The 25,878-nt window shown below is 63.7% G+C and carries 18 protein-coding genes and 1 riboswitch; of the genes, 9 read left to right on the plus strand and 9 right to left on the minus strand.

Annotated features, from left to right (window positions below; translation table 11 throughout):
- Positions 1 to 173: 173 nt before the first annotated feature.
- From VFJ08_RS11225 to VFJ08_RS11235, 3 genes are read right to left on the minus strand one after another with little or no spacing between them, the layout of a single operon-like run.
- On the minus strand, positions 174 to 1,790 hold the full coding sequence (locus tag VFJ08_RS11225) for an efflux transporter outer membrane subunit (protein ID WP_324997301.1): 1,617 nt from the start codon (positions 1,788 to 1,790) through the stop codon (positions 174 to 176).
- Complete coding sequence (locus VFJ08_RS11230; protein WP_324997302.1) at positions 1,783 to 5,001, minus strand: multidrug efflux RND transporter permease subunit; 3,219 nt, start codon at positions 4,999 to 5,001, stop codon at positions 1,783 to 1,785. Before VFJ08_RS11230 ends, VFJ08_RS11225 begins: the two co-directional genes overlap by 8 nt.
- Before the next feature lie 15 nt (positions 5,002 to 5,016).
- Positions 5,017 to 6,264 carry an efflux RND transporter periplasmic adaptor subunit gene (locus VFJ08_RS11235; protein WP_324997303.1) on the minus strand — a complete coding sequence of 416 codons (1,248 nt, stop codon included), beginning with the start codon at positions 6,262 to 6,264 and terminating at the stop codon, positions 5,017 to 5,019.
- 110 nt (positions 6,265 to 6,374) lie between these two features.
- Here VFJ08_RS11235 and VFJ08_RS11240 point away from each other — a divergent pair, with 110 nt between their 5' ends.
- Positions 6,375 to 7,004, plus strand: a complete 630-nt coding sequence (locus tag VFJ08_RS11240) for a TetR family transcriptional regulator (RefSeq protein ID WP_324997304.1) — start codon at positions 6,375 to 6,377, stop codon at positions 7,002 to 7,004.
- A 12-nt stretch (positions 7,005 to 7,016) separates the two neighbouring features.
- Here the strand turns inward: VFJ08_RS11240 and VFJ08_RS11245 are convergent, their stop codons facing one another.
- The 4 genes from VFJ08_RS11245 to tkt form a co-directional block, all read right to left on the minus strand.
- Positions 7,017 to 7,706, minus strand: a complete 690-nt coding sequence (locus VFJ08_RS11245; protein WP_324997305.1) for a SanA/YdcF family protein — start codon at positions 7,704 to 7,706, stop codon at positions 7,017 to 7,019.
- Positions 7,707 to 7,897: 191 nt separating this feature from the next.
- Positions 7,898 to 9,076, minus strand: a complete 1,179-nt coding sequence (locus tag VFJ08_RS11250) for a phosphoglycerate kinase (RefSeq protein ID WP_324997306.1) — start codon at positions 9,074 to 9,076, stop codon at positions 7,898 to 7,900.
- A gap of 139 nt (positions 9,077 to 9,215) precedes the next feature.
- Positions 9,216 to 10,223: a type I glyceraldehyde-3-phosphate dehydrogenase gene (gene gap, locus VFJ08_RS11255; protein ID WP_324997307.1), complete on the minus strand. Its 1,008-nt coding sequence runs from the start codon at positions 10,221 to 10,223 to the stop codon at positions 9,216 to 9,218.
- A 180-nt stretch (positions 10,224 to 10,403) separates the two neighbouring features.
- A complete protein-coding gene (tkt, locus tag VFJ08_RS11260) occupies positions 10,404 to 12,404 on the minus strand; it encodes a transketolase (RefSeq protein ID WP_324997308.1) in 2,001 nt (666 codons plus the stop codon).
- Between the two features lie 509 nt (positions 12,405 to 12,913).
- Between tkt and VFJ08_RS11265 the strand changes: the two genes are divergently transcribed.
- Positions 12,914 to 14,044, plus strand: a complete 1,131-nt coding sequence (locus VFJ08_RS11265; protein ID WP_324997309.1) for a ferritin-like domain-containing protein — start codon at positions 12,914 to 12,916, stop codon at positions 14,042 to 14,044.
- Positions 14,045 to 14,137: 93 nt separating this feature from the next.
- Positions 14,138 to 14,287, plus strand: a riboswitch (FMN riboswitch).
- 81 nt (positions 14,288 to 14,368) lie between these two features.
- Positions 14,369 to 15,025 (plus strand): 3,4-dihydroxy-2-butanone-4-phosphate synthase, encoded by a 657-nt coding sequence (gene ribB, locus VFJ08_RS11270; RefSeq protein ID WP_324997310.1) that lies wholly within the window; start codon positions 14,369 to 14,371, stop codon positions 15,023 to 15,025.
- A 74-nt stretch (positions 15,026 to 15,099) separates the two neighbouring features.
- Here the strand turns inward: ribB and VFJ08_RS11275 are convergent, their stop codons facing one another.
- Together VFJ08_RS11275 and VFJ08_RS11280 are read right to left on the minus strand one after the other, a co-directional pair.
- A complete protein-coding gene (locus VFJ08_RS11275) occupies positions 15,100 to 15,756 on the minus strand; it encodes a TetR/AcrR family transcriptional regulator (RefSeq protein WP_324997311.1) in 657 nt (218 codons plus the stop codon).
- A 41-nt stretch (positions 15,757 to 15,797) separates the two neighbouring features.
- On the minus strand, positions 15,798 to 16,361 hold the full coding sequence (locus VFJ08_RS11280) for a thioredoxin family protein (protein WP_324997312.1): 564 nt from the start codon (positions 16,359 to 16,361) through the stop codon (positions 15,798 to 15,800).
- A 267-nt stretch (positions 16,362 to 16,628) separates the two neighbouring features.
- On the opposite strand from VFJ08_RS11280, the gene VFJ08_RS11285 reads away from it, so the two are divergent.
- The 6 genes from VFJ08_RS11285 to ahcY all read left to right on the plus strand — a co-directional run bounded on the left by VFJ08_RS11285 (position 16,629) and on the right by ahcY (position 25,826).
- Positions 16,629 to 17,045: a hypothetical protein gene (locus tag VFJ08_RS11285; RefSeq protein WP_324997313.1), complete on the plus strand. Its 417-nt coding sequence runs from the start codon at positions 16,629 to 16,631 to the stop codon at positions 17,043 to 17,045.
- Between the two features lie 77 nt (positions 17,046 to 17,122).
- Positions 17,123 to 20,335, plus strand: coding sequence for a DUF6531 domain-containing protein (locus VFJ08_RS11290; protein WP_324997314.1), 3,213 nt, complete (start codon positions 17,123 to 17,125; stop codon positions 20,333 to 20,335).
- Entirely contained in the window at positions 20,326 to 21,843 is a 1,518-nt protein-coding gene (locus VFJ08_RS11295) for an RHS repeat-associated core domain-containing protein (protein ID WP_324997315.1), read from the plus strand. Before VFJ08_RS11290 ends, VFJ08_RS11295 begins: the two co-directional genes overlap by 10 nt.
- A gap of 13 nt (positions 21,844 to 21,856) precedes the next feature.
- Complete coding sequence (locus tag VFJ08_RS11300; protein WP_324997316.1) at positions 21,857 to 22,561, plus strand: hypothetical protein; 705 nt, start codon at positions 21,857 to 21,859, stop codon at positions 22,559 to 22,561.
- Positions 22,562 to 23,152: 591 nt separating this feature from the next.
- Positions 23,153 to 24,322 (plus strand): methionine adenosyltransferase, encoded by a 1,170-nt coding sequence (gene metK, locus VFJ08_RS11305; protein WP_324997317.1) that lies wholly within the window; start codon positions 23,153 to 23,155, stop codon positions 24,320 to 24,322.
- Between the two features lie 82 nt (positions 24,323 to 24,404).
- The gene (gene ahcY / locus VFJ08_RS11310) at positions 24,405 to 25,826 is read left to right on the plus strand and encodes an adenosylhomocysteinase (RefSeq protein WP_324997318.1); all 1,422 of its coding nucleotides are present in this window, start codon (positions 24,405 to 24,407) and stop codon (positions 25,824 to 25,826) included.
- Positions 25,827 to 25,878: the final 52 nt, after the last annotated feature.

Genomic DNA, 25,878 nt, shown 5'->3' on the forward strand with positions numbered 1-25,878 from the left:
GCCATTCTAGGGTCTGTCGCCGCTTAATGCGACGCCGCGACGTCGGCGAATCAAATGTCTTTCGACCGCGCGGTATGAAACCGCGCGGTCGACCAAAGGAGAGAGCTGGCGCCTCTCCCCTTTGGAAACCCCATTGCCAAGGTGCCCGCGGCAAACCGCGGGATATTGGTAAATCAAGGATCGTTGCCCGGCACCGGCGTATTGGTCGTCGCCGCGTGCGCCCCGTCCTTCGCGCCCTCGACCGGCTTGTAGTCGTCGACGACTTCCTGCATCGCGGGCGTCAGCGAATCGCTGTTCTTGGTCCAGCCGCCGCCCAGCGCCTTGTACAGATCGGCGGTGGCGGTGAAACGATCGGCGATCGCCTGCGCGAGACTGAGCTGACTCGAGAACAGGTTACGCTGGGCGTCGAGCACATCGAAATAGTTCGTGCGCCCGACCTGATAGCGCAGCTTCGCCAGCTTCAGCGTCTGCCGGTAGGCCTCGACCTGCTGCTGCACCTCGTGGAAACGCTGGCGGCTGAACTTGACTTCGTCCAGCGCGTTGCGCACCTCCCGGAACGCCTGGCGCACGGTCTGGCGATAGCGGATCTCGGCCTGGGCTTTTTGCGCCTTGGCACTGCGGTATTGGGCGTTGATACGGCCGAAATCGAGAATCGGCGCGGTGATCGTACCGCCGATCTGTTCGATCTCGGAATAGGGCTCGAACAGATCGCTGATATCTAGCGCCTCGGTGCCGATCATCGCCGACAGATTGAAGGTGGGAAAGAAGCGCGCCTTGGCGACCCCGACATTGGCGTTGGCCGCGATCAGGCTGGCTTCGGCGGCACGTATATCCGGGCGCCGGTTGAGCAGCGTCGAGGGCAGCACCACCGGCAGATCGCGCGGCAGCGTCAAATCGGAAAAGTCGCCGGCCGGCAGCTTGGTGTGGGCCATGATTACGCGCGGCGTCCTGCCGGTCAGGATCGCCAGCGAGGTGCGCAGCCTCGATGCCTGCTGCTCCAGCGGCGGCAGTTGGGCGCGGGCCGACTGCAGCAACGACTTGGTCTGCAGCAGCGTGAGCTTGTTGATCGCGCCGTATTGATAGCGCTTCTGATCCAGGTGATAGCCCTTGACCCGCGTCTTGATGGTTCGCTTGGTGACCCGAATCTGACGCTGATAGGAGCGCAGCGACATATAGTTGGTCACCACATCGGCGATCGTCTGCAGCCGAATGGAATCCTGGGTATAGGCCGACGACAGCAACCGCGCGCGCGCCTGCTCGTCCGCCCGACGCAGCGCGCCCCAGAAGTCCAGTTCGTAGCTCAGGGTGGCGGCAACCGAGAACTCGTTAAAGCGTCGCGGCCCGCCGCCGCTGCCCGCACCGCCGCCCGAAAGCGCGGAGGATCCGCCGGATCCGCCACCCGAGGCACCACTGCCACCGCCACCGGACGACGCGCCACCGCTACTGCCCGGAACCGCGCTGCCCACACGCTCGCGCATACCCTGGGCCTGACCCTGGATCGACGGATAAAGCTGGGCATTCTGATAGCCGAGCTCCGCCCGCGCCTGGCGCACTTTCTGGGCCTGCAGCGCGATGTCCAGGTTCGAATCGAGCGCCTCGTCGATCAGCTTGTTGAGCGTCGGATCGCGATAGCGGGTCCACCAGTAGGCCAGCGCCTTCCGTTGTTGCTGCGACAACAGGGTCGAGGCGAAAGCCGACTGCGGCAGATCGATATCCGGTCGCTCGTAGTCCGGGCCGACCGCACAGCCGGCCAGCGCAACCACGGCACACAAGAGCAGCGCGCTACGCATCGTCGTCGTCCCTGTCGTTGGTGTCGTCACGGCGTTTCTGGTCGCTTGCCTGGGCGCTCGCTTCGTCGTCGTCGTCGTCCTCATCACTATCCCGCTTACCGCGCATGCGGGCCAGTTTATCCGAGCCGCGCTCGATCAGATCGTAGGCCAGCGGCACGAACAGGATCGCGAACAGCGTCGCCGCCAGCATCCCACCGATTACCGAGGTACCGATCGCAATACGGCTGTTGGCGGCCGCGCCGCTGGCAATCGCCAGCGGAGTCGCCGCCAGGATGAAGGTCAGCGAGGTCATCACGATCGGGCGAAAACGCAGCCGCGCCGCCGAATAGGCCGCGTCGGCCGGCGATTTGCCGGCGCTGCGCTCGAGTACCGCGAACTCCACGATCAGAATCGCGTTCTTGGCCGCCAGACCGATCAGCACCAGCAGCCCGACCGTAAAGTAGATGTTGTTGTCCACCCCGCGCAGCCATACCGCGACATAAGCGCCGAGCGCGGCGAACGGCACAGCGGTGATCACCGCGAGCGGCAGGCTCCATTTCTCGTACTGGGCGGCGAGAATCAGAAACACCATGATCACGCCCAGCGACAACGCGATAATGGCCGAGTTGCCGACGTGCGTGGCCTGGTACGCGGTCCCCGTAAACCGGAACTGATAGTCGGAGCCGAGCACCTGGCTGGCCACCTGCTGGATGGCGGCGTTGGCCTGCCCGCTGCTGTAACCCGGTGCCGGCGTGCCCATGACCTTGGCCGCCGGGAACACATTGTAGCGCTCCACGATGTCCGCCGAGGCGGTGCGGTGGGTGGTGACCAGCGAACTCACGGGAATCATGTCGCCGGTTTTGGTCGACTTCACGAACACTTCGCGCAAATCTTCCGGATGCATGCGATACGGCGCCTCCGACTGCAGGTTGACCTGCCAGTTGCGCCCCAGGAAAGTGAACTGGTTGACAAAGAGCTGGCCGAAGGTGGCCTGCAGCGTGTCGTAAACCTGCGAGATCGGCACCCCGAGCGTCTTGGCTTTCTCGCGGTCCACTTTGATCTTGTAGCGTGGCACGTCGACTCTCAGCGTGGTGCGCACGCGCTGCAACTCGGGCCGCTTGTTGGCGGCGTCTACCAATTCTTGGGTCTTCTGATAGAGCGCTTTGTAGTCGGAGCCGTGCCGGCTCTGCACATAGCCCTCGAAGCCGCCGGTGGTCGACAGGCCGATGATCGGCGGGGGATTGAAGGCGAGTATTTGCGCGGCCGGAATCGTGGCGCCGATCGCGAATACCTTGTTGACGATATCGAACGAGGATTTTTCGCGTTCGCCCCAGTCCTCGAGTGTCAGGAACATCGCGCCGGCCCAGGTGCGCTGGGCGCCGGCCAGAAAATCGTAGCCGGGCACGCTGACCACGCCGGCCAGCCCGGGGATATTCTTGCGTGCCTTGTGATAAAGCTCCTGGCTCACGTTCTTGGTGCGCTGCAGCGAAGCGGCCGGCGGTAACGTATAGACCGCAAAGATATACCCCTGGTCTTCCTGCGGAATCAATCCGGACGGCACCTGGGTCGACACCAGCCAGGTACCGCCGATCACCGCGAGAAACAACACCACGCCGACCACCGCCCGCTTAAGCAGAAAGTTCACGCCCCAGAGATAGGCTGTGGAGGCTTTCGCGAAGCCGGCGTTGAAGGTGCGAAAGAACCAGTTCTTGCGCTTATCCGAGCTGGGTTTGAGAAACAGCGCGCAGAGCGCCGGCGTCAGCGTCAGCGCCACAAAGCCCGACAGCACCACGGACACGGCGATGGTCACCGCGAACTGGCGATACATCTGGCCCGACAGCCCGCCCAGAAAAGCCACCGGGATGAACACCGCGTTCAGCGCCAACACCACCGCGATCACCGGGCTGCTCACCTCTTCCATGGCCTTCACGGCGGCCTGGCGCGGCGGCGCGCGTTCTTCGGTCATGATGCGCTCGATGTTCTCGATCACCACGATCGCGTCATCGACCACCAGACCGATCGCCAGAATCAGACCGAACAGGGTCAGCAGATTGATCGAGAAGCCGAGGATATAAATCCCCGCGAACGCCCCGACCACCGCCACCGGCACCGCGAGCATGGGGATGATGGTCGCCCAGAAATTCTGCAGGAACAGATAGATGACCGCGATCACCAGAACCAGCGAGATGAAGAAGGTGAACACCACTTCGTCTATCGAGGCCTGCACGAACTGGGTCGTGTTGAACGGGATGCTGTATTTCAGGCCCTGCGGCAGATTTTCGCCCAGATCGGCCATTTTATCGCGGATCCGCTCGGCGGTGGCGAGCGCGTTCGCGCCGGGCTGCAGATACACGGCGGCCGGCACCGCGGGTTGACCGTTGAAACTTGCTTGGGTGGAGTACGATTGCGGCCCCAGTTCCACGCGCGCCACGTCCTTGAGACGCAACACCCGACCGTCGTCGTTCGCGCGCAGGATAATGTTTTCGAACTGCTTGGCGGTGTTGAAACGCCCCGGCGTGGCCGCCGTGTAGGTGAAGGCGATGTCGGCGCCACCGTAGGGCCGGGCTCCAAAACTGCCGGCGGCAAACTGCGAATTCTGCTGAGCGATCGCGTTTTCGATGTCGGTGGTGGTGATGCCGTAGCTTGCCATCTTGGCCGGGTCCAGCCAGATGCGCATCGAGTAGTCCTGGGTGGAAAACAGCCGCGCCTCGCCCACGCCCTGCACGCGCTTCAAGGGGTCGATGATGTTGATCAGCATGTAATTGCTGATGAACGTGGTATCGAACTTCTGGTTCGGCGAATACAGGGTCAGCACCTGCAGAATGCTGGTCGACTGCTTGCGCACCGTCACGCCGGTCTGGCGCACTGTCTCCGGCAGTTGCGCGAGCGCCGACTGCACGCGGTTGTTGACGGCGATCGTGGCCTGTTCGGGGTCGGTGCCGATTGCGAATGTGACAGCGAGGTTGAGCGTGCCGGCGTCCGACGTGGTCGAGGTCATGTAGATCATGTTCGGCACGCCGTTGATCTGGGTCTCCAACGGCGCGGCCACGGTGGTCGCGATATCCTCAGCGCTGGCGCCGGGATAGTTGGCGCGCACCACCACCTGCGGCGGCACCACGTCCGGGTATTGCGAGATCGGCAGCGAGCCCATTGCCAGCAGGCCGGACAGCGTGATGAGGATCGCCAGCACGGTCGCGAAGACCGGCCGGTCAATAAAAAATTTCGATAGCACGGGGAGAAACCTCTGCTAGCTGTCCTGCGACGAGCCGGCCGTATCGGAAGCCCCGGCCTGGTCCTCAGACTGGTTCCCGGCGTGATTCACGGCGGCCCCCTCGTTGCCGAGGCCGCTGCCCGGCAGCACCTTGACCGGCGCGCCGGCGGAAAGCGTGCCGAGCCCGGTCGTGATGACCCGCGCCCCCGGCGACAGACCTTTTTGAATCACGCGGCCGCTCTCGGTCAGCGGCCCCAGGGTCACGGCCCGGGTCTCGGCCTTGCCGTTCTTGACCACGAAAACCTGGGTCCGCTGGCCGGTCGAAATCGCCTGTGCGGGCACCGTGATCGCGTCGTGCAAGGTCTGGATACGCACCCGCACGCGCACGTAGCGGCCCGGCATCAAGCGATTGTTCGGATTCTTGACGATGGCCCGCAACTGCACTGTGCCGGTGTTGGGATCGATCGTGCTCTGCGTGAAATCAACCTTGCCCTTGTAGGGAAACACCTTGCCGTTGTTGAGAATGATCGTGGCCTGGCGGGTGGCCGAATCGGTGGTCTTCTGGCCCATTTCCCGCAGCGCTTTCTGGCGCGCGAACGCATCGTCCTCGGGCAGCGCGAACAGCACATACACCGGATCGAGTTGGGTGATGGTGGTCAGCTTGGTCTGATTGGCGGTAACCAACGCTCCGAGATCGACATCGCGCAAGCTGGTCACCCCGGTCAACGGCGCCTCGACGGTCGTATAGTCGAGATCGATCCGAGCCGATTCGAGATTGGCCTTGGCCTGCTGGACCGCCGCCTTGTCCGACTCATAGTTCGACAGCGCCTGATCGCGCTCGGCCTCGCTCACCGCGTTCGCCTGGTAGAGCTTGCGGGTGCGCTCCCACACGCGCGAGGAATTGGCCAGCGCGGCCTTGGCGCTCGCCAGCTGGGCCTCGCGCTGATCGACCGTGGCCTGATAAGGCCGCGGATCGATCTTGAACAGCAAATCGCCCTTGTGGACGAGCGACCCTTCGTTGTAATTCTTGGATTCGAGAATACCGGTGACCCGACCGATCACCTGGGCCGTCTGCTTGCCGTTCACCCGGCCGGGATACTCGGAATACACCGGCACCGTATGCGGTTTGACGGTGACCGTGTGCACCGATGTCGCCGGGGTCTTGGCCTGCCCCTGCTTCTGGCCGCCGCTGCCGCAGCCGGCGAGCGTAACGCCCGCCACGAAAAGTGTCAGCACCCGCAGCGCCACCGTCTTGCGCGACGCGGCCCAGTAAGAATTATGCATACCGCCAAACCCCAAGCTTAGGCCTTTGATCTGCAATCATCATACATACATTCATGAATGTATGTAACATGGCCGGCAGTCCGGTGATGACGAAGTAGAGCGAAAATCCTATGGCACGCAAAACAAAGGTGGAATCCGCGCAAACCCGTGCCCGCATACTCGACGCCGCCGAAACCGAAATGCTCGCGCACGGCGTCTCGCAAGCCACGCTCGAATGCATCGCGCGCCGCGCCAACGTCTCGCGCGGCGCCATCTACTGGCATTTCGCCGACAAGACGGCGCTGGTCGAAGCCATGGTCCAACGCACCGCCATGCCGCTGCGCGATCTGCGTCAATGTTTCGGACAGCACATCCCCGGCAACGAGCCGATGCGCCTGATGCGGGAGATGCTATTGCACGGAATATCGCGTCTGACCAACGACGAACAGCATCGGCGTGTATGTCATATCGTCTTTCACCGCTGCGAGATGACCGAACGCGGCCACGCGACCGACCATCTATTGAGCGCGATGTTCGAGGACAGTCGTGAAGTGCTGGTCTCGCTGTGCACCGAGATCGCGGCCATATGCCCGCTGCGCGAGCCGTTGTGCGCCGAGGACGCGGCCGACGTAATCATCGCCTTCATGGTCGGGCTCTACGAATGCAGCCTGCGGCATCCCGGGCTGTATTCGATCGAGCACTGCATGGAAGCCAAGGTCGATGCCGTGCTCGGCGGCCTGTTCCACCCGACCGGCGCCTGAGCGCAGCCGCAATCAGGCGCCGCGATCCGCGATGTAGCCCCCGGCCGAGGACGGGCTCAAATCGATCGGCCGGCGCGGGCCGAGAAAACGCGGCCGGGTATGCAGCACATACAGATCGAGCACCGCCTTGATACGGGCCAGATATTCGCGCGTCTCGGTGCGTAGCGACTGGCGCCGGTCCTCCTTGGGCCAGATATAACCGATCGCCTCGATGCCCTCGTGCTGCGCCAGAAACAACGCCCGGTACTCGTGGTAACGCTGCGAGACGATCACGAAGGCATGCAGTCCAAAGACGCGCTTGGCGCGCACGATCGAATCCAGCGTTCTGAATCCCGCAAAGTCCAAGGTAATGGCCGAATCCGGTACGCCGTGCCGGCGCAGGGCCTGATACATTTCGCGCGGCTCGTTGTAGGCCTTGCTCGGGTTGGCGCCCGATACCAGGATATGCCGTACCCGCCCGCGATGATAAAGCTGTGCGGCCGCCTTGATGCGATGGCTGAACAACGCGTTCGGGTTACCGGTATGGGTGTATGGACTGGTGCCGAGCACGACCGCGACGTCGTACACCGGCATGCGCGCGGTATCGTCGTAGATCAGCGCGCGCGTACTACCCACCACCCAAGCGTTGGCGGCGATGCCGAGCAGCAGCATGCTGCCGACCAAGGTAACCGCCCAGCGCGATAGGATGACGAGCCGCTTCAAGGACGCCGCGCCCGGCTCAGCTTGTCGTCGATACGGCGACGAAACAGCCGAATGGGCCGGCTATTTTCGACGCTCGCCGCCGGGTGTGACGCCGAGCGCAGCCACCCGGACGGCGGCCGGACCCGTGGTCGAGATCCCCGGTGACGACGCAGCGCTCGGTACTCTCGCATAGAACGACCGTTGGAGTCCGGCTATGCGTTGCGCGCTTCGAGCGCGGCGATGGCCGGAAGCGTCTTGCCTTCCAGGAACTCCAGGAACGCCCCGCCGCCGGTCGAGATATACGACACGTCGTCGCCCACGCCGTACTTCTCGATGGCGGCGAGCGTGTCGCCGCCGCCGGCGATCGAAAAAGCGTCGCTTTCGGCAATCGCCGCGGCCAGCGCCTGAGTGCCGCCGCCGAACTGGTCGATCTCGAACACGCCGACGGGCCCGTTCCAGACCACGGTGCCGGCGTTTTTCAGAATCGCCGCCATCTGCTCGCGCGCCCGGGGGCCGATATCCAGAATCATCTCGTTCTCGGCCACGTCCTCGACCCGGCGCTCGACGGCTTCGGCCGATTCGGAGAATTCGGTCGCCACGATCACGTCCTCGGGCAGCGGAATATCGCCGCCGCGCGAACGGATGTCCTCGTGGATGGCCCTCGCCGTGGCCACCAGATCCGCCTCGTAAAGCGAGCCGCCGACGTTGTGCCCGGCCGCGGCCAAGAACGTATTGGCGATGCCGCCGCCGACGATGAGCTGATCGGCCAGACCCGCCAGCGATTTCAGCAGTTCCAGCTTGGACGACACCTTGGAACCGCCGACGATGACCACCAGCGGGCGCTTCGGATCGTTCATGGCGGCGCGCAGCGCTGCGACCTCGGCCACAAGCAGCGGCCCGGCGCAGGCCACCGGCGCGAAGCGGGCCACGCCCTCGGTCGAGGCCTGGGCGCGATGGGCGGTGCCAAAGGCGTCCATGACATACACATCGCACAGATCGGCCATTTTCTTCGCCAGCGTCTCGTCGTTGGCTTTCTCGCCGACGTTGAAGCGCACGTTCTCGCAGACCACCATCTCGCCGTCGGCGAGTTCGACCTTGCCATCCAGCCAGTCGGTAACCAGAGGCACATCGCGGCCGAGTTCGTCGGACAACCATTTCGCGACCGGCGCCAGGCTGTCCTCGGCGGTGGGCTCGCCTTCGGTGGGCCGGCCCAGATGCGCCGTGACCATGACCTTGGCGCCCGCGTCCACGGCTTTCTTCAGGGTGGGCAAAGCGGCCCGCAGGCGCGCCGCCGAGGTCACTTCGCCGTTTTTCACCGGCACGTTGAGATCCTCGCGGATCAACACCCGCTTGCCGGCGAGTTCGACGTCGTCCATCGAGAGCATGGTCATATCGTCGTGTCCTTTATCAGACGGTGGAACAGTGGGACGGCGCGATCGGCCAGTCGACCGCATACCGCGAATTCGATCAGCGCAAACGCAAAGACCGGACGGCGTCCGGTCTTTGCGCGGCTCGTTACCGAGGGCCGTATCAGCGGGCGTTGGCCAACACCAGCGCGGTATCGAGCATGCGACTGGCAAAGCCCCATTCGTTGTCGTACCAAGAGCAGACCTTGATCAGCCGCGAGCCTGCGACCTTGGTCAGCTTGGAATCGATCGTGGACGACACCGGGTTGTGGTTGTAGTCCTGCGACACCAACTCTTCCTCGGTGTAGGCCAGCACGCCCTTTAACTCGCCTTCGGCGGCTTTCTTGAGCACGCCGTTGACCTCTTCGACCGTGGCGTCCCGCGACACGGTGGCCGACAGGTCGACGAACGAGACGTTGAGGGTGGGCACGCGCACCGCGAAGCCGTCCAGCCGGCCGTTCAATTCCGGCAGCACCTTGCCCACCGCGGCGGCCGCGCCGGTCTTGGCCGGGATGATGTTCTGGGTGGCGCTGCGCGCGCGGCGGATGTCCTTGTGGTAGACATCGGACAGCACCTGGTCGTTGGTGTACGAGTGGATGGTGTTCATCAGCCCGTATTCGATGCCGAACGCCTCGTGCAGCACCTTGGCCAGCGGCGCCAAGCAGTTGGTGGTGCAGGACGCATTCGAGATGACCTGATCGTCGGCGGTGATCGTGTCGTGGTTCACGCCGTAGACGATGGTCTTGGCATCGCCGGCCGGCGCCGAGATCAGCACTTTCCTGGCCCCGCCCTGCAGGTGCGCGCTGGCCTTGTCCGGGCTGGTGAACAGGCCGGTGCATTCCAGCACCACATCCACACCGAGATCGCCCCAGGGCAGCTTGGCCGGGTCGCGCTCGGACAGCACCTTGATGCGATCGCCGTTGACGACCAGATTCTCGCCCTCGGCCTTAACCTCACCGGGGAACGCGCCGTGCGCGGTGTCGTACTGGGTCAGGTGCGCGTTCATGTGGGCATCGCCCAAGTCGTTGATCGCGACGATTTCGAACGCGCCCTTGTGCTGGCCTTCGTAAGCCGCGCGCAGCGCGTTGCGGCCGATGCGGCCGTAACCGTTGATACCTATCTTGACTGCCATGTCCGCTCCTAGAACTTCGAATTTAATTCACCAATACCCCGCGGTTTACCGCGGGCACCTTAGCAATGGGGTTTCCAAAGGGGAGAGGCGATAGCTCTCCCCTTGGGTCGACCGCGCGGTTTCATACCGCGCGGTCGAAAGATATTTGATTTGCCTGAAAACTTGCTCATGTTCGGCGAATCAGCCGGCAACCTGATTGCGCAGCGCGTCGACGACGCCCTCGACGGTCAAGCCGAACGCCTTGTAAACCTCGGGGCCGGGCGCCGAGAGACCGAAATCGTCGACCCCCACGACCTGACCGGTCGGCCCGACGTAGCCGAGCCAGCCGTCGGAGACGCCGGCCTCGACCGCGACCCGGGCCGTGACCGACGGCTCCAGCACGCTATCGCGATACGACGCCGACTGTTCGCGGAACACTTCCACGCATGGGATCGACACCACGCGAACCGCGATCTCGCCGGCCAATTGGTCGGCGGCGGCCACCGCCAGCTCCAGTTCGGAACCGGTGGCCATGACGATCGCGTCCGGCTTGCCCTGGGTATCGCGCAGCACATAGCCGCCGTTGGCGATCGCGGCGACGGTGTCGGCATCGCGGTCCTGGTGATCGACGTCTTGGCGCGACAGCGCGAGCGCGCACGGCCCGTTCTCGCGCTCGATCGCCGCCTGCCAGGCCACGGCGACCTCGACATCGTCGCCCGGACGCCAGACATGCAGGTTCGGAATCAGGCGCAGCGCGGCCAGATGCTCGACCGGCTGATGGGTGGGGCCGTCCTCGCCGAGGCCGATCGAATCATGGGTATAGACCAACACGTTGCGCGAGCGCATCAGCGCGGCCATGCGCACCGCGTTGCGCGCATAGTCGGAAAACGTCAGGAAGGTCGCGCCGAAGGGAATGAAGCCGCCGTGCAGGCTGATGCCGTTGGTCATGGCGGTCATGCCGAATTCGCGCACGCCGTAGTAGACGTAGTTGCCGTCGAACTCGTTGGCGATGATCGGCTTGTGGCCGTCGAAGTCGGTGCCGTTGGAACCCGACAGGTCGGCCGAGCCGCCGAACAGCTCCGGCAGCAGCTTGGCGTAAGCGCCGATCACGGCCTTGGAGGATTTACGGGTCGCGGTGCGGCCGCCGTCGGACTGCATGGACTCGATCACCGAGCGGGCGTGCTCGCGCCAATTGTCGGGCAGCTTGCCCGCCAAGCGACGCTCCAGTTCGGCCGCCAACTCGGGATTGGCGGTCTTGTAGTTATCGTAGGTCTGGCGCCAGTCCTGCTCGGCGCGGTCGCCGGCCTCGCGGTGATCCCAGCCGGCATAGATGTCGTCCGGAATCGCGAACGGCGTGTCGTCCGACCAGCCGAGTTGTTTGCGCGTGGCGGCGACCTCTTCCTCGCCCAGCGCCGAACCGTGGATCCCGGCCGTACCCTTTTTGTTGGGCGAGCCCCAGCCGATCACGGTCTTGCAGCAGATCAGCGTCGGCTTGGTCGTTTCCTTCTTGGCGGTCTCGATCGCGGTGTTGATTTCACCGGCGTCGTGGCCGTCGACGTTGCGCACCACCTGCCAGCCGTAGGCCTCGAAGCGGCCCGGCGTGTCGTCCGAGAACCAGCCCTTGACCTCGCCGTCGATCGAGATGCCGTTGTCGTCATAGAACACGATCAGCTTGCCCAGCCCCAGGTGGCCGGCCAGCGAGCAGGCTTCGTGAGAAATGCCTTCCATCATGCAGCCGTCGCCGGCGAAGCAATAAGTATGGTGATCGACGACCGTGGCGTCGGCGGTATTGAACTGGCCGGCCAGCACCGCCTCGGACAGCGCCATGCCGACCGCGTTGGCCAGACCCTGGCCGAGCGGCCCGGTGGTCGTTTCCACCCCCGGCGTTTCGGTGTTCTCGGGATGGCCCGGGGTTTTCGAATGCAGCTGGCGGAAGTTCTTGATGTCGTCGAGCGACAGGTCATAGCCGGTCAGATGCAGGGCCGCATACTGCAGCATCGAGCCGTGACCGTTGGACAGCAGGAAGCGGTCGCGATCGGGCCAGTCCGGGTTGGCCGGGTTGAACTTCAGATGATCGTTGAACAGCACTTCGGCGATATCGGCCATGCCCATCGGCATGCCGGGGTGACCGATATTGGCTTTTTGGACGGCGTCCACGGCCAGGATACGAATCGCATTGGCGAGATCTCGTCGTGAGGGCATTACAGCAATCCCGGGTACGGCTTAACAAAGATCGATCATTGTCTATCAAAGGCGGCCAAGCCGGCAACACGCCCCAAGCGGGAATCGCCCCAGGTCGGCTGCGAGACGCCGATCCGAGGCGTTAAACGCGCCGGCCCGGAACTTCAGACAATATTCATTTAATTTAACTAACGATTCGCCTGAAACGATAGTTTAGCGGGCAACCGTTTATCGATAGACATCTGCGTTATCAATCGTTTGGAATTTTTTACTTTCAACGCATAACGATTTCGCAAAATTTAGTGTAGCCAGCCGACTAGAAAAGCCGTCCACACGCGCTTTTTGCGGTCGTTTCGTATGCTAGTTTTTTGACGTCGAGTCTTTTCCTGACCCATACCCCTACCGATTGCAAAGACTCGAACTAACGTCGTATTTCGCCCAAGGCAATAGCGCGCATCCGTAACCGAGATCGCCACGTATCGACGTATTACCCATATGATCCCCTGTTCTAGGGAGAGAGGAGAATAACCATGAGCAAACCTCAAAAAACCGATTGCGGCCCCGAAGTTATCGATGCCACCACCGGTCGGCCGATCAGCAACAGCCGTCGCCGCTTTCTTGCCAATAGCGGCATGTACACCGCGGGCCTGGTCGGCAGCGCCCTGCTCGGCGCCTGCAGCGACGATGACAACGTCGCTATCGCCGACGAGTCTACGAACAACAACGACAACGCGGTCGTAATCAACGGGCCGAGCGATGCGGCCGTGCTTCAGTACGCGCTGAACCTGGAATATCTCGAAGCCGAGTTCTATTTGCACGCGCTGACCGGCGCCGGATTGCAGGCAGACGATACCGGCGGTGGCAGCAAAAACCCCGGCAAAGTGATCGTTCCGGACAACGCGAAGGTGGACTTCAGCGGCGAAAAGACGATCGGCAAGTATGCAGCCGAAATCGCCGCCGACGAGCTGGATCACGTATTGTTTCTACGCAGCGCCTTGGGCCAGGCGGGCGCGCTGGTATCGAGCCCCGAGATCAATTTAAAAAGCTCCTTTACCGCCGCCGCCAAAGCCGCCCTGGGAACCGCGGGCATCACGGCGCCGGATGGCTTCGAGTTCAATCCGTTCGCCAGCCCGACGGCGTTCCTGCTTGGCGCATTCATTTTCGAGGACGTGGGCGTGACCGCTTACAAGGGCGGCGCGCGCTATATCCGCAACCGGGATTACCTCACCGCAGCGGCCGGTATTCTTGCGGTCGAGGCTTACCACGCCGGGCTTGTGCGGACGCTGCTCACCGAGCGACAAGATGAAATCGCGCTGTCCGTTAACGGTATGGACCTCAAGGTCGGAACCGTCGTCAATGCAATATCGGATGCCCGCGACAGCCTCGACGGCGCCGACGACGACGATCAAGGCATCACGGGGGATCAGTACGATTCGGTCACGATCTACGGCGAGTCCTACCCGGCGAACAACATCGTGCCGACCAACAAGTACGGCATCGCCTACGGCCGCACCCCTGCGGAGGTCCACAACATCGCCTACCTGACTCCGAAGATGGTCGGCCCGGGTATGGGCGATGTGCCGGCGGTCGCCTTCTTCCCAGGCGGCACGCGCATTCCGGCCAACCCCAAGCTAAGAAACAGCGCCGATAATACCGGCTGATTCGCCGGCTCGCCCGATAGGCTCGACGACCCCGGCGCCCCGCCGGGGTTTTTTACTGGCCTGTTGCCGGCGCCGCCGATCGGCTATGCTAATGCCTGTCTTCAGGGCGGGGTGCAATTCCCCACCGGTGGTAGGGCCGCGAATCGGCCGAGCCCACGAGCGCTTTCGGTGCCTATCGAAAGGTCAGCAGATCTGGTCAAAGTCCAGAGCCGACGGTGACAGTCCGGATGAAAGAAGACGCGTGACGGCAGCCCGACGTACAGCGCCGGTGCAAGCCTTCTCGCCTAGCCCTGAAACGTTGACTCCATCAAACGAGGACGTTTCATGTCAGCATCCACCGACTTTCAGGATTTCCCCCGGCTCGCCGCCGCCATCGCCGCCTATCGCGCCGGCCAGCCCGTGCTGCTGCTCGACGACAGCGACCGGGAAAACGAAGCCGATATCGTCGCCGCCGCCGAGAATCTGGCACTGAACACCATGGTCAAAATGATCCGCGACGGCTCGGGCATCGTCTGTCTGTGCTTTCGCGGCGCCGAGATCGATGCCCTGCGCCTGCCGCAGATGGTCAACAACAACCAGTCGAAGAATCACACCGGTTTCACCGTGAGCATCGAGGCCGCGACCGGCGTGAGCACCGGCGTGTCCGCCGCCGATCGCGTGCGCACCATCACGGCTGCACTGGAAGCGCTCGACGGCGCCCCCGGCGCGATCGTCAGCCCCGGTCATGTGTTTCCTCTGCGCGCGCTCGAAAACGGCGTGCTCGCCCGGCGCGGGCATACCGAGGGCTCGCTGGATATCGCGCTGCTAGCCGGCATGCGCCCGGCCGCCGTGCTCTGCGAACTGATGAACGACGACGGCACCATGGCCGGCAACGTCGACATCGAGGCCTATGCCGCGCGCCACGCCATGCCGGTACTGACCATCGACGAGATCGCCCGCTATCGCGAAGCCCAGCTGGCGCCGGCCAATGCATACGCCTGATCGCGGCATTGGTACGCTTGCTCGGTCGCGACTCGGGCTCGGTTGGCGGGTGGGCAACGCCCGTCGGCCGCTAGCTATCGGTCGGCGTCTGCGTTGCCCGCCATGGCCAGGTAGAGCTTGAGGGCCGATTCGACCACGGTGTCGAGCGACTCGCGATAACCGTTCAGATGCCAATACATGGCGATATGGATGGTCGAGCCGACCAGGCCCATCGACAGCAGCCGGCGGTCCGCGCCGGCGGTCACCGCATCGACATCGAACAGGCGCGCGGTCAGTTCCTCGGTCAGACGGGCGAAGTTAAGCGTGACCGCGCGATAGGTGCGATCGATATCGGCGCTGATACCGAAAATTTCGATCAACACGATGCGCGCGATCAACCGGTCGGCCATATGACCGAAATAAACGTGCAGCGCCGCGCGCGTCATCGCCTCGGCCTCGGCGGGCGCGGCTTCGATCGCTGCGCGCATCTCGGCTTCGATCTTGGCGACCAGAAACTTGTAGACAACCGCGAACAGCGCCTCGCTGTTCGCGAACGATTCGTAGAAATAGCGTTCGGTCAGACCGGCCTCGCGACAAATCGACTTGACCGTCGCCGACCTGAAGCCGTCGCGGCCGAAAACCCGCACGCCGGCCGCGATCAAGGCGGCCCGGCGTGCATCACGGCGCTCGGCCGAGCTTCGCCCGGCGTAGGCCCGGCCCGCGTTCCGGTTGGCCGTATCGACTGCAGTCATACGGCCATTCTGGCATGAATCGTTGTCAATCGATCTGTTCGCTACCCCGTCTTCCACTTGATCGAGCAGCCCTGGCTCGGCACCTGGGCTTGCTCGGGAATCGGATCGCCGGCCAGCACCGCGTCCAGCGAGGCGCGCAGATCGGCCCCGGTCACCGGTTCGGCCGATTTCGGACGCGAGGCGTCGAACTGGCCGCGATAGACACACTCGCCCCCGGCGTCGAACAGAAAGAAATCCGGGGTGCAAACCGCGTCGTAAGCCTTGGCCACTTCCTGTGTCTCGTCATAGAGATACGGAAAAATGAAGTTGTACCGCGCGGCAAAGTCGGCCATATACGCCGGACCGTCCTCCGGCCGCTCGTCGACGTCGTTGGAGGAGATCGCCACGAAGCCGACGCCCCGGGGGTCGTATTCCGCCGCGACGGCCGCCAGTTCGCGCGCGATATGAATGACGTACGGGCAGTGATTGCAGATGAACATCACCAGCGTAGCGTGCTCGCCCGCCACGTCGGCAAAGGTCTTGGTCTTGCCCGACACCGCGTCGGGCAGCGTGAAATCCGGGGCCGGCGTGCCCAGCGGCATCATGGTGGAATCGGTCAGCGCCATATCGGGTCTCCGAAATCGTCGGGCGGCAATGCTGGCGGCAGTCTAGAACCTGTTGGCGTTTCGTGCGACATCAGAGTCTTTTCAAAACCACCCCAACCTGCTATATAAACCTCATTCGATAACAAACACGTCACGCCGTTGCGTGCGCGTGCTTTATCGTGTTGGGGATCGATGTCGTTTGGGGGGAGGCTATTTCGCAAGATCACCGGCCGGCCGACGGCATGGCCGATCAAACCCTGCGCATTTCCACCGTCCGGGCGTAGCGCTGTGACGCGCCGATCCCGGCCGCGCACACTGCCGAGCCGCCAGCGCGGCATCGGCGCGGTCGAATACATCCTCGGCACCGGCGTCTTGCTGGTCATCCTGCTGGCGCCGTTTCCGTTTCACGGCACCACACTGAATGTGGTGCAACGCGTGATTCTCGCCATTCAGCGTCAACATGCCGCTTATTTATATTTGGCCGGCATGCCGTCGCTGCCGCGCGGGCCGGGCGGGTTGAGCCAATTGCCGGGCAGCCCGGTGGGCGATGGCGGTGCGAGCGGCGGCTCCGGTGATGTCTTCGGCGGTGAGCCCGGCGCGAGCGGCGGAGATGTCTTCGGGGGTGAGCCCGGCGGCGAGGCCGCCGAACCCGGCGGCGGGACCGGCGGCTTCAACCCGATCCCGGACGCCCGAACGACGGCCTGATCAGCGACCTGACCGACCCGCCACCGCCCGCCGACAGCGCGCCGCCCAACGGCGGCCCCGGCAACGGCAGTCCGGCGATGTGCGCGATCCCGGGCGCCGGCCCGATCCCCGGCGCGGCGCAGCCCACCCATATCGCCGCCACCCACGTCGGCAACCCGATCAACGTCATTACCGGCAACAAGTTCGAGCGCCAAATCGATCTCGCGGGCCTACCCGGCCCGCACGGCCTGGCGTTCGTGCGCTACTACAACAGCCGCACCGACTACACCGGCGCACTCGGGCATAACTGGCGCAGCAACTACAGCTTCAATCTCGCCCATACCGCCCACGGCATCGCGATTTGGCAAGCCGACGGCCGGCGTATCGATTTTCATGTCGATCATCGTATCGCCGGCACCACCGCGCGCGTCTATCGCGCCGCGCAATACGGCGACGGCCGGCTAATCGTCGGCGAGCACGGCACCACCTGGGTTTGGCGCGACGGCACCGATCTGTCGATCGACCGCCACGGCGTGTTGTTCGCCATCCGCCACCCGGACGGCGCGATTACGCGCCTGGCCCACGACGCCGCCGGCCGGCTCACCCAAGTCACCGATGGCCAGGGCCGCACGCTGACCCTCACCTACAACGGGCACGGCCGCCTGGCGCGCCTGACCGACCCGGCCGGCGTGATCACCACCTACCGCTACGACGAGCGCGGCAACCTCGTCCAAGTCATCGGCCCCGAGGGCCGCGTCCGGCGCTATCACTATGATGATCCGTATGACGCGCACAACCTCACCGGGATCAGCCGCGGGCGGATGCCGGCAGACTACGAACCCAAGCCACTCCCGCCGCCCGCGCCGCCGGAAGAGTCCGATAACCCCTACGGCCTGGACCCGTACGTCGCTACCGACGAGACCGCCCAGACTCACGACGTCGCGTATGAAGACGACGAGGCCGCCGATACCGACAAGGCCAGCGATGCCGCCGCGCCGCCCCAACCCATCGAACTCACCCGCATCGCCACCTGGGCCTACGACGATCAGGACCGCGCGATCCTGTCGATGCACGCGAACGGCGCCGACAAAACCACGCTCACGTACCAGCCCCACCGGACCGTGGTCGACCGCGCCGGTCAGAGCCAAAGCGTCTATCACACCGCCGTTTGGCACGGCGTGCCCATCGTCACCGCGATCGACGGGCCGGGGTGCGTGGCCTGCGGCAGCGCGGATGCGCGTTATCGTTACAACGACCGGCTACAGCTGACCGCCCAGACCAACGCCGCCGGGATCACCACCCACGACGCCTACGACGCGCAGGGGCGCACGATCGATATCCGCCAGACCGCGCCGGGCGGCGCGTCGCGCCCGATCGCCCATTATCTCTACGCCGACGATTCCCGCCAGCCGGCGGTGATCATCACGCCGTCGGTTGCCCCGGACCAACAACACGCCTGGTTTTTAGCCTACGACGACCGGCGCCACCTCGTCGGCTTGGCCGAAACCGGCTGGACCCCGGACAGCGCCGGCGGCTGGCGCGGCATCCGGCGCACGCTGTTCGACCGGCGCCCCGAGCCCACGGCCGCCACCGCGGCCAACCCCGCGGGCCTGGCACCCTACGATCCGCCCACCGCCTATAAGCTGCCCGACGGCCCGGGGCTCACGCGCGACGCCAACGGCCGCATCACCCAGAAAATCGCGGCCGACGGCGCCGTCACCCGGATGCGCTACGACGCCGCCGGGCGTTTGACCCGGCTGGTCCGCCATGCCGGCTCGGATCAGCCCCTGACCGTCGATCTGGCCTACGACACCGCCGGCCATCTCACCGCGGTCACCGGCCCGGCCGGCACCGCGCGGGCCGACTACAACGCTGCCGGGCGGCTGATTCGCCTGACCGGCCCCAACGGCGCCACGACCCGGTTTCACTACAATGCCGCCGGCCGGCGCGTGGGCCAACAACACACCGACGCCGCCGGCCAGACGACCTCCACCCGCCGCCACGATGACGCCCAAGGCCGGCTGCGCACGGTCACGGTCAATGGCACAATCCGGAAAACCTTGCGCTACACCCCGGCCGGGCGCATCGCCACGCGCACGGACGCCGCTGGGCGCACCACGCGGTATCACTACGACGCTTGGGGCCGCATCACGGCCCGCACCCGCGGCGCCGGCACCGACGCCGCCGCCACGACGCATCGGCATTACGACGCCGCCGGCCGCCTGATCGGCCTCACCGACGCTCGCGGGCACACCGCCACCACCGCCTACAACGACTTCGGCGACCGGCTATACACGGCCACGCCCGACGGCGGCGTCACCGTGTATCGGTATAACGCGCAAGGCCAGCGCATCGCCCGCCTCGACGAAGCCGGGCGCCTGCGCGTGGCCGCCGCGCTTGCCGCCGATCCGGCGTTTAAAAAAGCGATGCAGGCCCGAGCCGTGGCGGTGTCATCGCCGGCGCCCGACCCGGCCGAAGCCGCCGATCGGCCCGAACTCCAGCGCCAAACCGACGCCCAAGGCCAACCGATTGCCGCGACCCTACCCGACGGCACGGCCTTGGCCTATACCTACAACGACGCCGGCCGGCTAACGGCCATCGTGCGCGACGGCTGGCTGTTGGATACGCCCGTGTTGCGCCTGACCTATGACGCCGCCGGCCGGGTCACGGCCCGCACCGGCGCCGACGGCCGGACCGTGACCCGGCGCTACGACGCCCAAGCTCGGCTGATCGGGCAACAGGGCGCCCCACTCGGCGCCCGCCGCTACGCCTATAACGCCGTCGGCCAGCTCACCGCGTTGACGCAAAACGAGACCACCACGCACTATGCCTACGACGCCCTGGGCCGGCTGATTCGCGCCACCGGCCCGAAGGGCACCACCACCTGGGCCTACGACGCCACCGGCAACCGTATCCGAAAGAGCCATCACGGCGTGACCACCGACTACACCATCGCCAACGCCAGCAACCGGCTGCGCGCCGTCGGCCCGCCGAGCCAAGCCGCGATCCCGCGACGCGTCGGCACGGCGTATCGCTACGACGCCACCGGCCGGCCGATCCGGATCGGCGATCGGCGTTACACCTACAACGCCGCCGGCCGCCTAAGCGCCGTTTACCAACAGGGCCGCAAGCTCGCTGATTACACCTATGACCGGCACGGCCGGCGTACGCAAAAACCGTCTACACCGGCGATTCACCCCAAACCACCGGTTTTGTCTACGACGCCGCCGACCGGCTGGTCGCCACCACCGACGGCCACGGGACCGTCCAAAGCGAGTACATCTACCACGGCATCCGACCCGTGGCGCTGATCCGCCACGGCAGCCTGTACACAATCCACACCAGCCGCCGCAGCGCGGTGCGGGCCGTGACCGACCCCGACGGCACCCTCATTTGGCGGGCCACCTACAGTCCCTTCGGCCAAGCCGACATCAACGAAGACCCGGACTGCGACGGAAAGTCCTTCACCTTCCATTTGCGCCTACCGGGCCAGTACGCCGATCCCGAGATCCACACCAACTACAACGTCCATCGCCACTACGACCCCGCTACCGGGCGCTACCAAACCCCCGACCCGCTGGGCCTCGCCGACGGCGTCAATACCTATGCCTATGTGCATAGCGATCCGATGAATCAGGTGGATCCGCTGGGGTTGTACGGCATCGATCTGCATTACTACATGACGTATTTCTTGGCGCGTAAGGCCGGCATCCCGGCCGAGACCGCGCAGATCATCGCCAACGCCACCGAATATGTCGACCAGAATCCCCAGACCCTGCCGTGCCACGGTTTTGAGTGCGTGATCCCCAACGGCCAATCATTGCAGCTGTATCATTTCACCATGAACGAAGACGCCGCCCACCGCGGCGACATAGCGCCGCGCGCGCTGGCCACGCGACTCAAAGCCAAAGGCTGGATCGACGCCGACTTCGACTACGACGCGTTGGCCGCCGACGAACAGGCGCAGTGGTACGAACGCCATCGTTTTCTATTCCCGACCAGCCCGCAACTGGCCCGGCTGCGCCGCGCCGCGTTCGACCTGTATCCGGCCTGCGGCAACCGCAACCCCCACGCCAAGGCGCAACTCTACGGCGAATACCTGCACGCCCTGGAAGACAGCTTCGCCCATCGGGATAACGCCGATGAGCCGTACAGCCGCAAACAAATCCCCGGAATGGACGAAGGCTATATCGGGCATGGTTTGGCCGGGCACAATCCCGACAAAACCTACAATCATCGCGGGGATCCGAACCTACATCTGTACAACCATCAATGGAACAACAACGAAATCCGCACGCTGGCGGCCGAACACGCCGTGTTCTACAAGCTCCGCAGCGACTTTAGCGACGTCATCCAGCTAAATACGAATACCACCGCCCAGACCTATCGCGCCACGACGGATGCGATCTGGAGCACCCTGTCGGGCGCTGAACCGGGGCAACTCGGCTATGCGCGGATCGGCTATGATTCATTGCTCAGCGATCTCAACCCCTTCACCAGCGACCATCCCATCGATGGGCCGAAGCACAACCAACGCATCGGGGTGTTGCAGCGGTTTAATGCGAGTCACGGAGAAGGCCTGTCAAAGGCGCGTCAATTTTTGGATCAACGTCTTAGCGAGTTACGAATCCAAGAATATGGCAAAACGGGTAAACATGAACCGTCCAGTGATCGTATTAAATATCTCGGCAACATCACCGAAAACGATCTAAAGGCGCAAGGCTTTTACTACCACGATCCAGACGATGGCGGAAAAGAAAAACCAGCTCTACTCCTGCCATGCGGCAGTTATAAAACCGAGTCCGCATGTAGCCAATGAAAGGTCAACAGGCATGGGCACCCGTAAACGCCAAATATTGCGACTAGCACTTGCCGCAGCTCTCGCAGCAATCACTCTTCAGGGTTGCGTTTCGGCGGGAAAAAACGTTCATGGACGAGTGATCGATGCTGATACGGGTCAGCCGGTCCAAGGGGCTTACGTATATGCCCGGAGTGGCTATTACGAATGCGGGCTGATGCAAGAAAGCTGTGGGTGCGTAAATGTGGACGCTGCACTGACTAGGACAGATAAAAAAGGATATTATCGTTTTGATAAAGAATTTTATTTCGGTGGATCATTTTTTAGTGATAAATTCGGAACAATCGTCGTTTATAAAAAAGGTTATGAAAGTGTTGATAACAACTACGGATTAAATTCTACTTACAACAAGCAAGATTTATACGCAGAATTTTTCTTCGGAAATGGTCGTTATTTAGATGACTATAATAAATTTTCCATAAAATCAAACAGTGGAATATACAATATAACTAAACATCCAATAGAAGTAGAGGTTGCGAACAGCACGTCAAAAATTGCGCCACGTTTACGATATTTAGTCACTTTGCCTGGCGCTACTGGACCTCCAGGCTGCATTGATTCAAACGGCGAAGTAAAAAAAGTTTTCGATAAATTCAAGAATATTATTGTTAACGACGCATTAGAACAGGCTAAAACGCCCGAAGAAAAAGAAATAGTGAAAGAAAATTTATCGATATAAGCGGGGGTTCGGGTTCCGGGGACGGTTCGGGTTCCGGGCGGGTTCCGGGGCTAAAGGAGTTAGGGGAGTTCCGGGGACAGTAGGGGAGTTCCGGGGACAGTATACTTAACTCCCGCTCTGCCAAGTGGGGAGTTCCGGGGACAGTATACTTAACTCCCGCTCTGCCAAGTGCGCGGCCTCCGATCATCACTATCGCACCGACGGCGCGCTCGCCGGCATCGGCTGGGCCGGTTGGCTCGGCGCCGAGATGCCGATCGTGAGCGCGCCCGACGACATCGCCGGCGCGAATAAGCCAAAGAGAGCCAAAAGGGCCAAAGGGGTCTACCTTCGTATTTCTGCAGGTGCATGGGCATTGAGCAGTTCGGTAGACTCATGAACGCTCGAATGTCGACAAAGGTCCGGAGTCCCTGGGTATGGGGCTTCACGATCATCCTCCGATGATCCCAAACTCCGGACCGCCTCGAGGCTCAACTCTGCGTGGAAATACGCGCCTCGCTCAGGCTCATGTGTCGTTGGACAAGGCTATCAGTGGAAGGATCGAAATAGATGGCGTATAGTCCATCCGGATATCCGGATGGAGAGATATAGTCTATGAGTCGCACCCTGTTTACCTCCGAATCGGTCACCGGCGGCCATCCCGACAAGCTGTCGGATCAGGTCTCCGACGCCATTCTGGACGCTTATCTCGAGGCCGACCCGACCGCCAAGGTCGCCTGCGAGACCGCCACCAAGACCGGCTTCGCCATGGTCTTCGGCGAAATCAAAACCACCAAGCCGGTCAATATTCCGGTCGAGAACATCGTGCGCGACACGATCCGCAAGATCGGCTACACCAGCTCCGATATGGGCTTCGACGCCGATACCTGCGCGGTGATGAACGTGCTCGGCGAGCAGTCGGCCGACATCAACCAGGGCGTCGAGCGCGCCGCCCCGGAAGAACAGGGTGCGGGCGACCAGGGGTTGATGTTCGGCTACGCCTGTGACGAGACCGACGTGCTCATGCCGGCGCCGATCACCTACGCCCATCGCCTGGTGCGCAAGCAGGCGGAGCTGCTGGCCGGCGGCGAGCTGTCCTGGCTGCGCCCGGACGCCAAGTCGCAGGTAACCTTCGAGTACGAGAACGGCAAGCCGTCCGCGATCAACGCCGTGGTGCTATCGACCCAACACAACCCGGACATCTCGCAGGCCGATCTCAAGGACGCCGTCCACGAGCACATCATCAAACCGGTGATCGGCGATCTGCTGACCGACAACCCGACGGTCCATATCAATCCGACCGGCAAGTTCGTCACCGGCGGGCCGCTCGGCGACGCCGGCTTGACCGGGCGCAAGATTATCGTCGACACCTATGGCGGCATGGCCCGTCACGGCGGCGGCGCCTTCTCCGGCAAGGACCCGTCCAAGGTCGACCGCAGCGCCGCCTATGCCGCGCGCTACGTGGCCAAGAATGTGGTCGCGGCCGGCCTGGCCAAGAAGTGCGAAGTCGCGTTGTCGTACGCCATCGGGGTCGCCGAGCCGACCTCGATCTGGGTCGAGACCTTCGGCACCGGCAAGATCGACGACGAAAAGATGACCCGGCTGATCCGCAACCACTTCGACCTGCGCCCCTACGGCATTCTCAGGATGCTGGATCTGCAACGCCCGATCTATGCGCCGACCGCGGCCTACGGCCACTTCGGCCGCGAGGATCTCGACCTGCCCTGGGAGCGCACCGACAAGGCGGCGGCGCTGGCCGACGACGCCGGTATCCAGGCCGCCTGACCCGAGGCGCAACGATCGTCCCGCCGGCCGGCGTCATAGCTGGCCGGCATTACGAACCGAATTCAACGACAGGAACGAACCTATGAGCATCCCTGCCGAACAGATTGCCGAAGATTTCAAGATCGCCGATATCGGCCTGGCGCCCTGGGGCCGCCGCGAGATCGAGATCGCCGAGACCGAGATGCCCGGCCTGGTCGCCCTCCGTGAGGAATACGCCGTCCAGCAGCCCTTGAAGGGCGCGCGCATCGCCGGCTCGCTGCATATGACCATCCAGACCGCCGTGCTGATCGAAACCCTGGTCGCGCTCGGCGCCGAAGTGCGCTGGGCGTCCTGCAACGTATTCTCGACCCAGGACCACGCCGCCGCGGCGATCGCCGAGTCCGGCGTTCCGGTCTATGCCTACAAGGGCGAGACCGCCGAGGAATACTGGGAGTACGCGCACGCCATCATGGACTGGCACGACGGCGGCCTGCCGAACCTGATCCTGGACGACGGCGGCGACGCCACGACGCTGGCGACGTTCGGCGTCAAGGCCACCGACGACCCGTCGCTGTTGGACAACCCGGGCTCGGACGAGGAAAAAGCGCTGTTCAAGGTCATGAAGAAACGCTTGGCCGAACAACCGGACTTCTACAAAAAGCTCGGCGAGGCCATCACCGGCGTGTCCGAGGAGACCACGACCGGCGTGCATCGTCTGTATCACCTGGCAAAGCAAGGCGGGCTCACCTTCCCGGCGATCAACGTCAACGATTCGGTCACCAAGTCGAAGTTCGACAACCTCTACGGCTGTCGTGAATCGCTGGTCGACGGCATCAAGCGCGCCACCGACGTCATGGTCGCCGGCAAGGTCGCCATCGTCTGTGGCTACGGCGACGTCGGCAAAGGCTCGGTGCAGTCGCTGCGCGGCCTGGGCGCGACCGTCTGCGTAACCGAGATCGACCCGATCAACGCCCTGCAGGCGGCCATGGAAGGCCTGCGGGTGGTGGATCTGGAAGATCCGGGCGTGGTCGAATCCGCCGATATCTTCGTGACCGCCACCGGCAACTATCACGTGATCAATCACGATCACTTGAAGCGCATGAGAAACGAGGCGATCGTCTGCAATATCGGGCACTTCGACAACGAAATCGACGTCGCCGCGCTGCGCGAGTACGCGTGGGAAGAGATCAAGCCGCAGGTGGACCACATCACCTTCCCCGACGGCAAGAAGATCATCCTGCTGGCCGAGGGCCGACTGGTGAATCTCGGCTGCGCCACCGGCCACCCGAGCTACGTGATGTCGAACTCCTTCACCAATCAGGTGCTGGCGCAGATCGAGCTGTGGAATCATCGGGATCGCTACGAAAACGATGTCTACGTCCTGCCCAAGCATCTGGACGAGAAGGTTGCCGCCCTGCATCTGGCGCGGGTCAACGCCAAGCTGACCAAGCTCACCCAGACCCAGGCGGACTATCTCGGCGTGCCGGCCGAGGGCCCGTACAAGCCGGATCACTACCGCTACTAAGGCCTTGGCCGCGCGGTCGATACGAGCCCGGCGCGCGGCCCGCGTGGCCGGG

Source organism: Salinisphaera sp., assembly GCF_035690525.1.
GTDB lineage: Bacteria > Pseudomonadota > Gammaproteobacteria > Nevskiales > Salinisphaeraceae > Salinisphaera.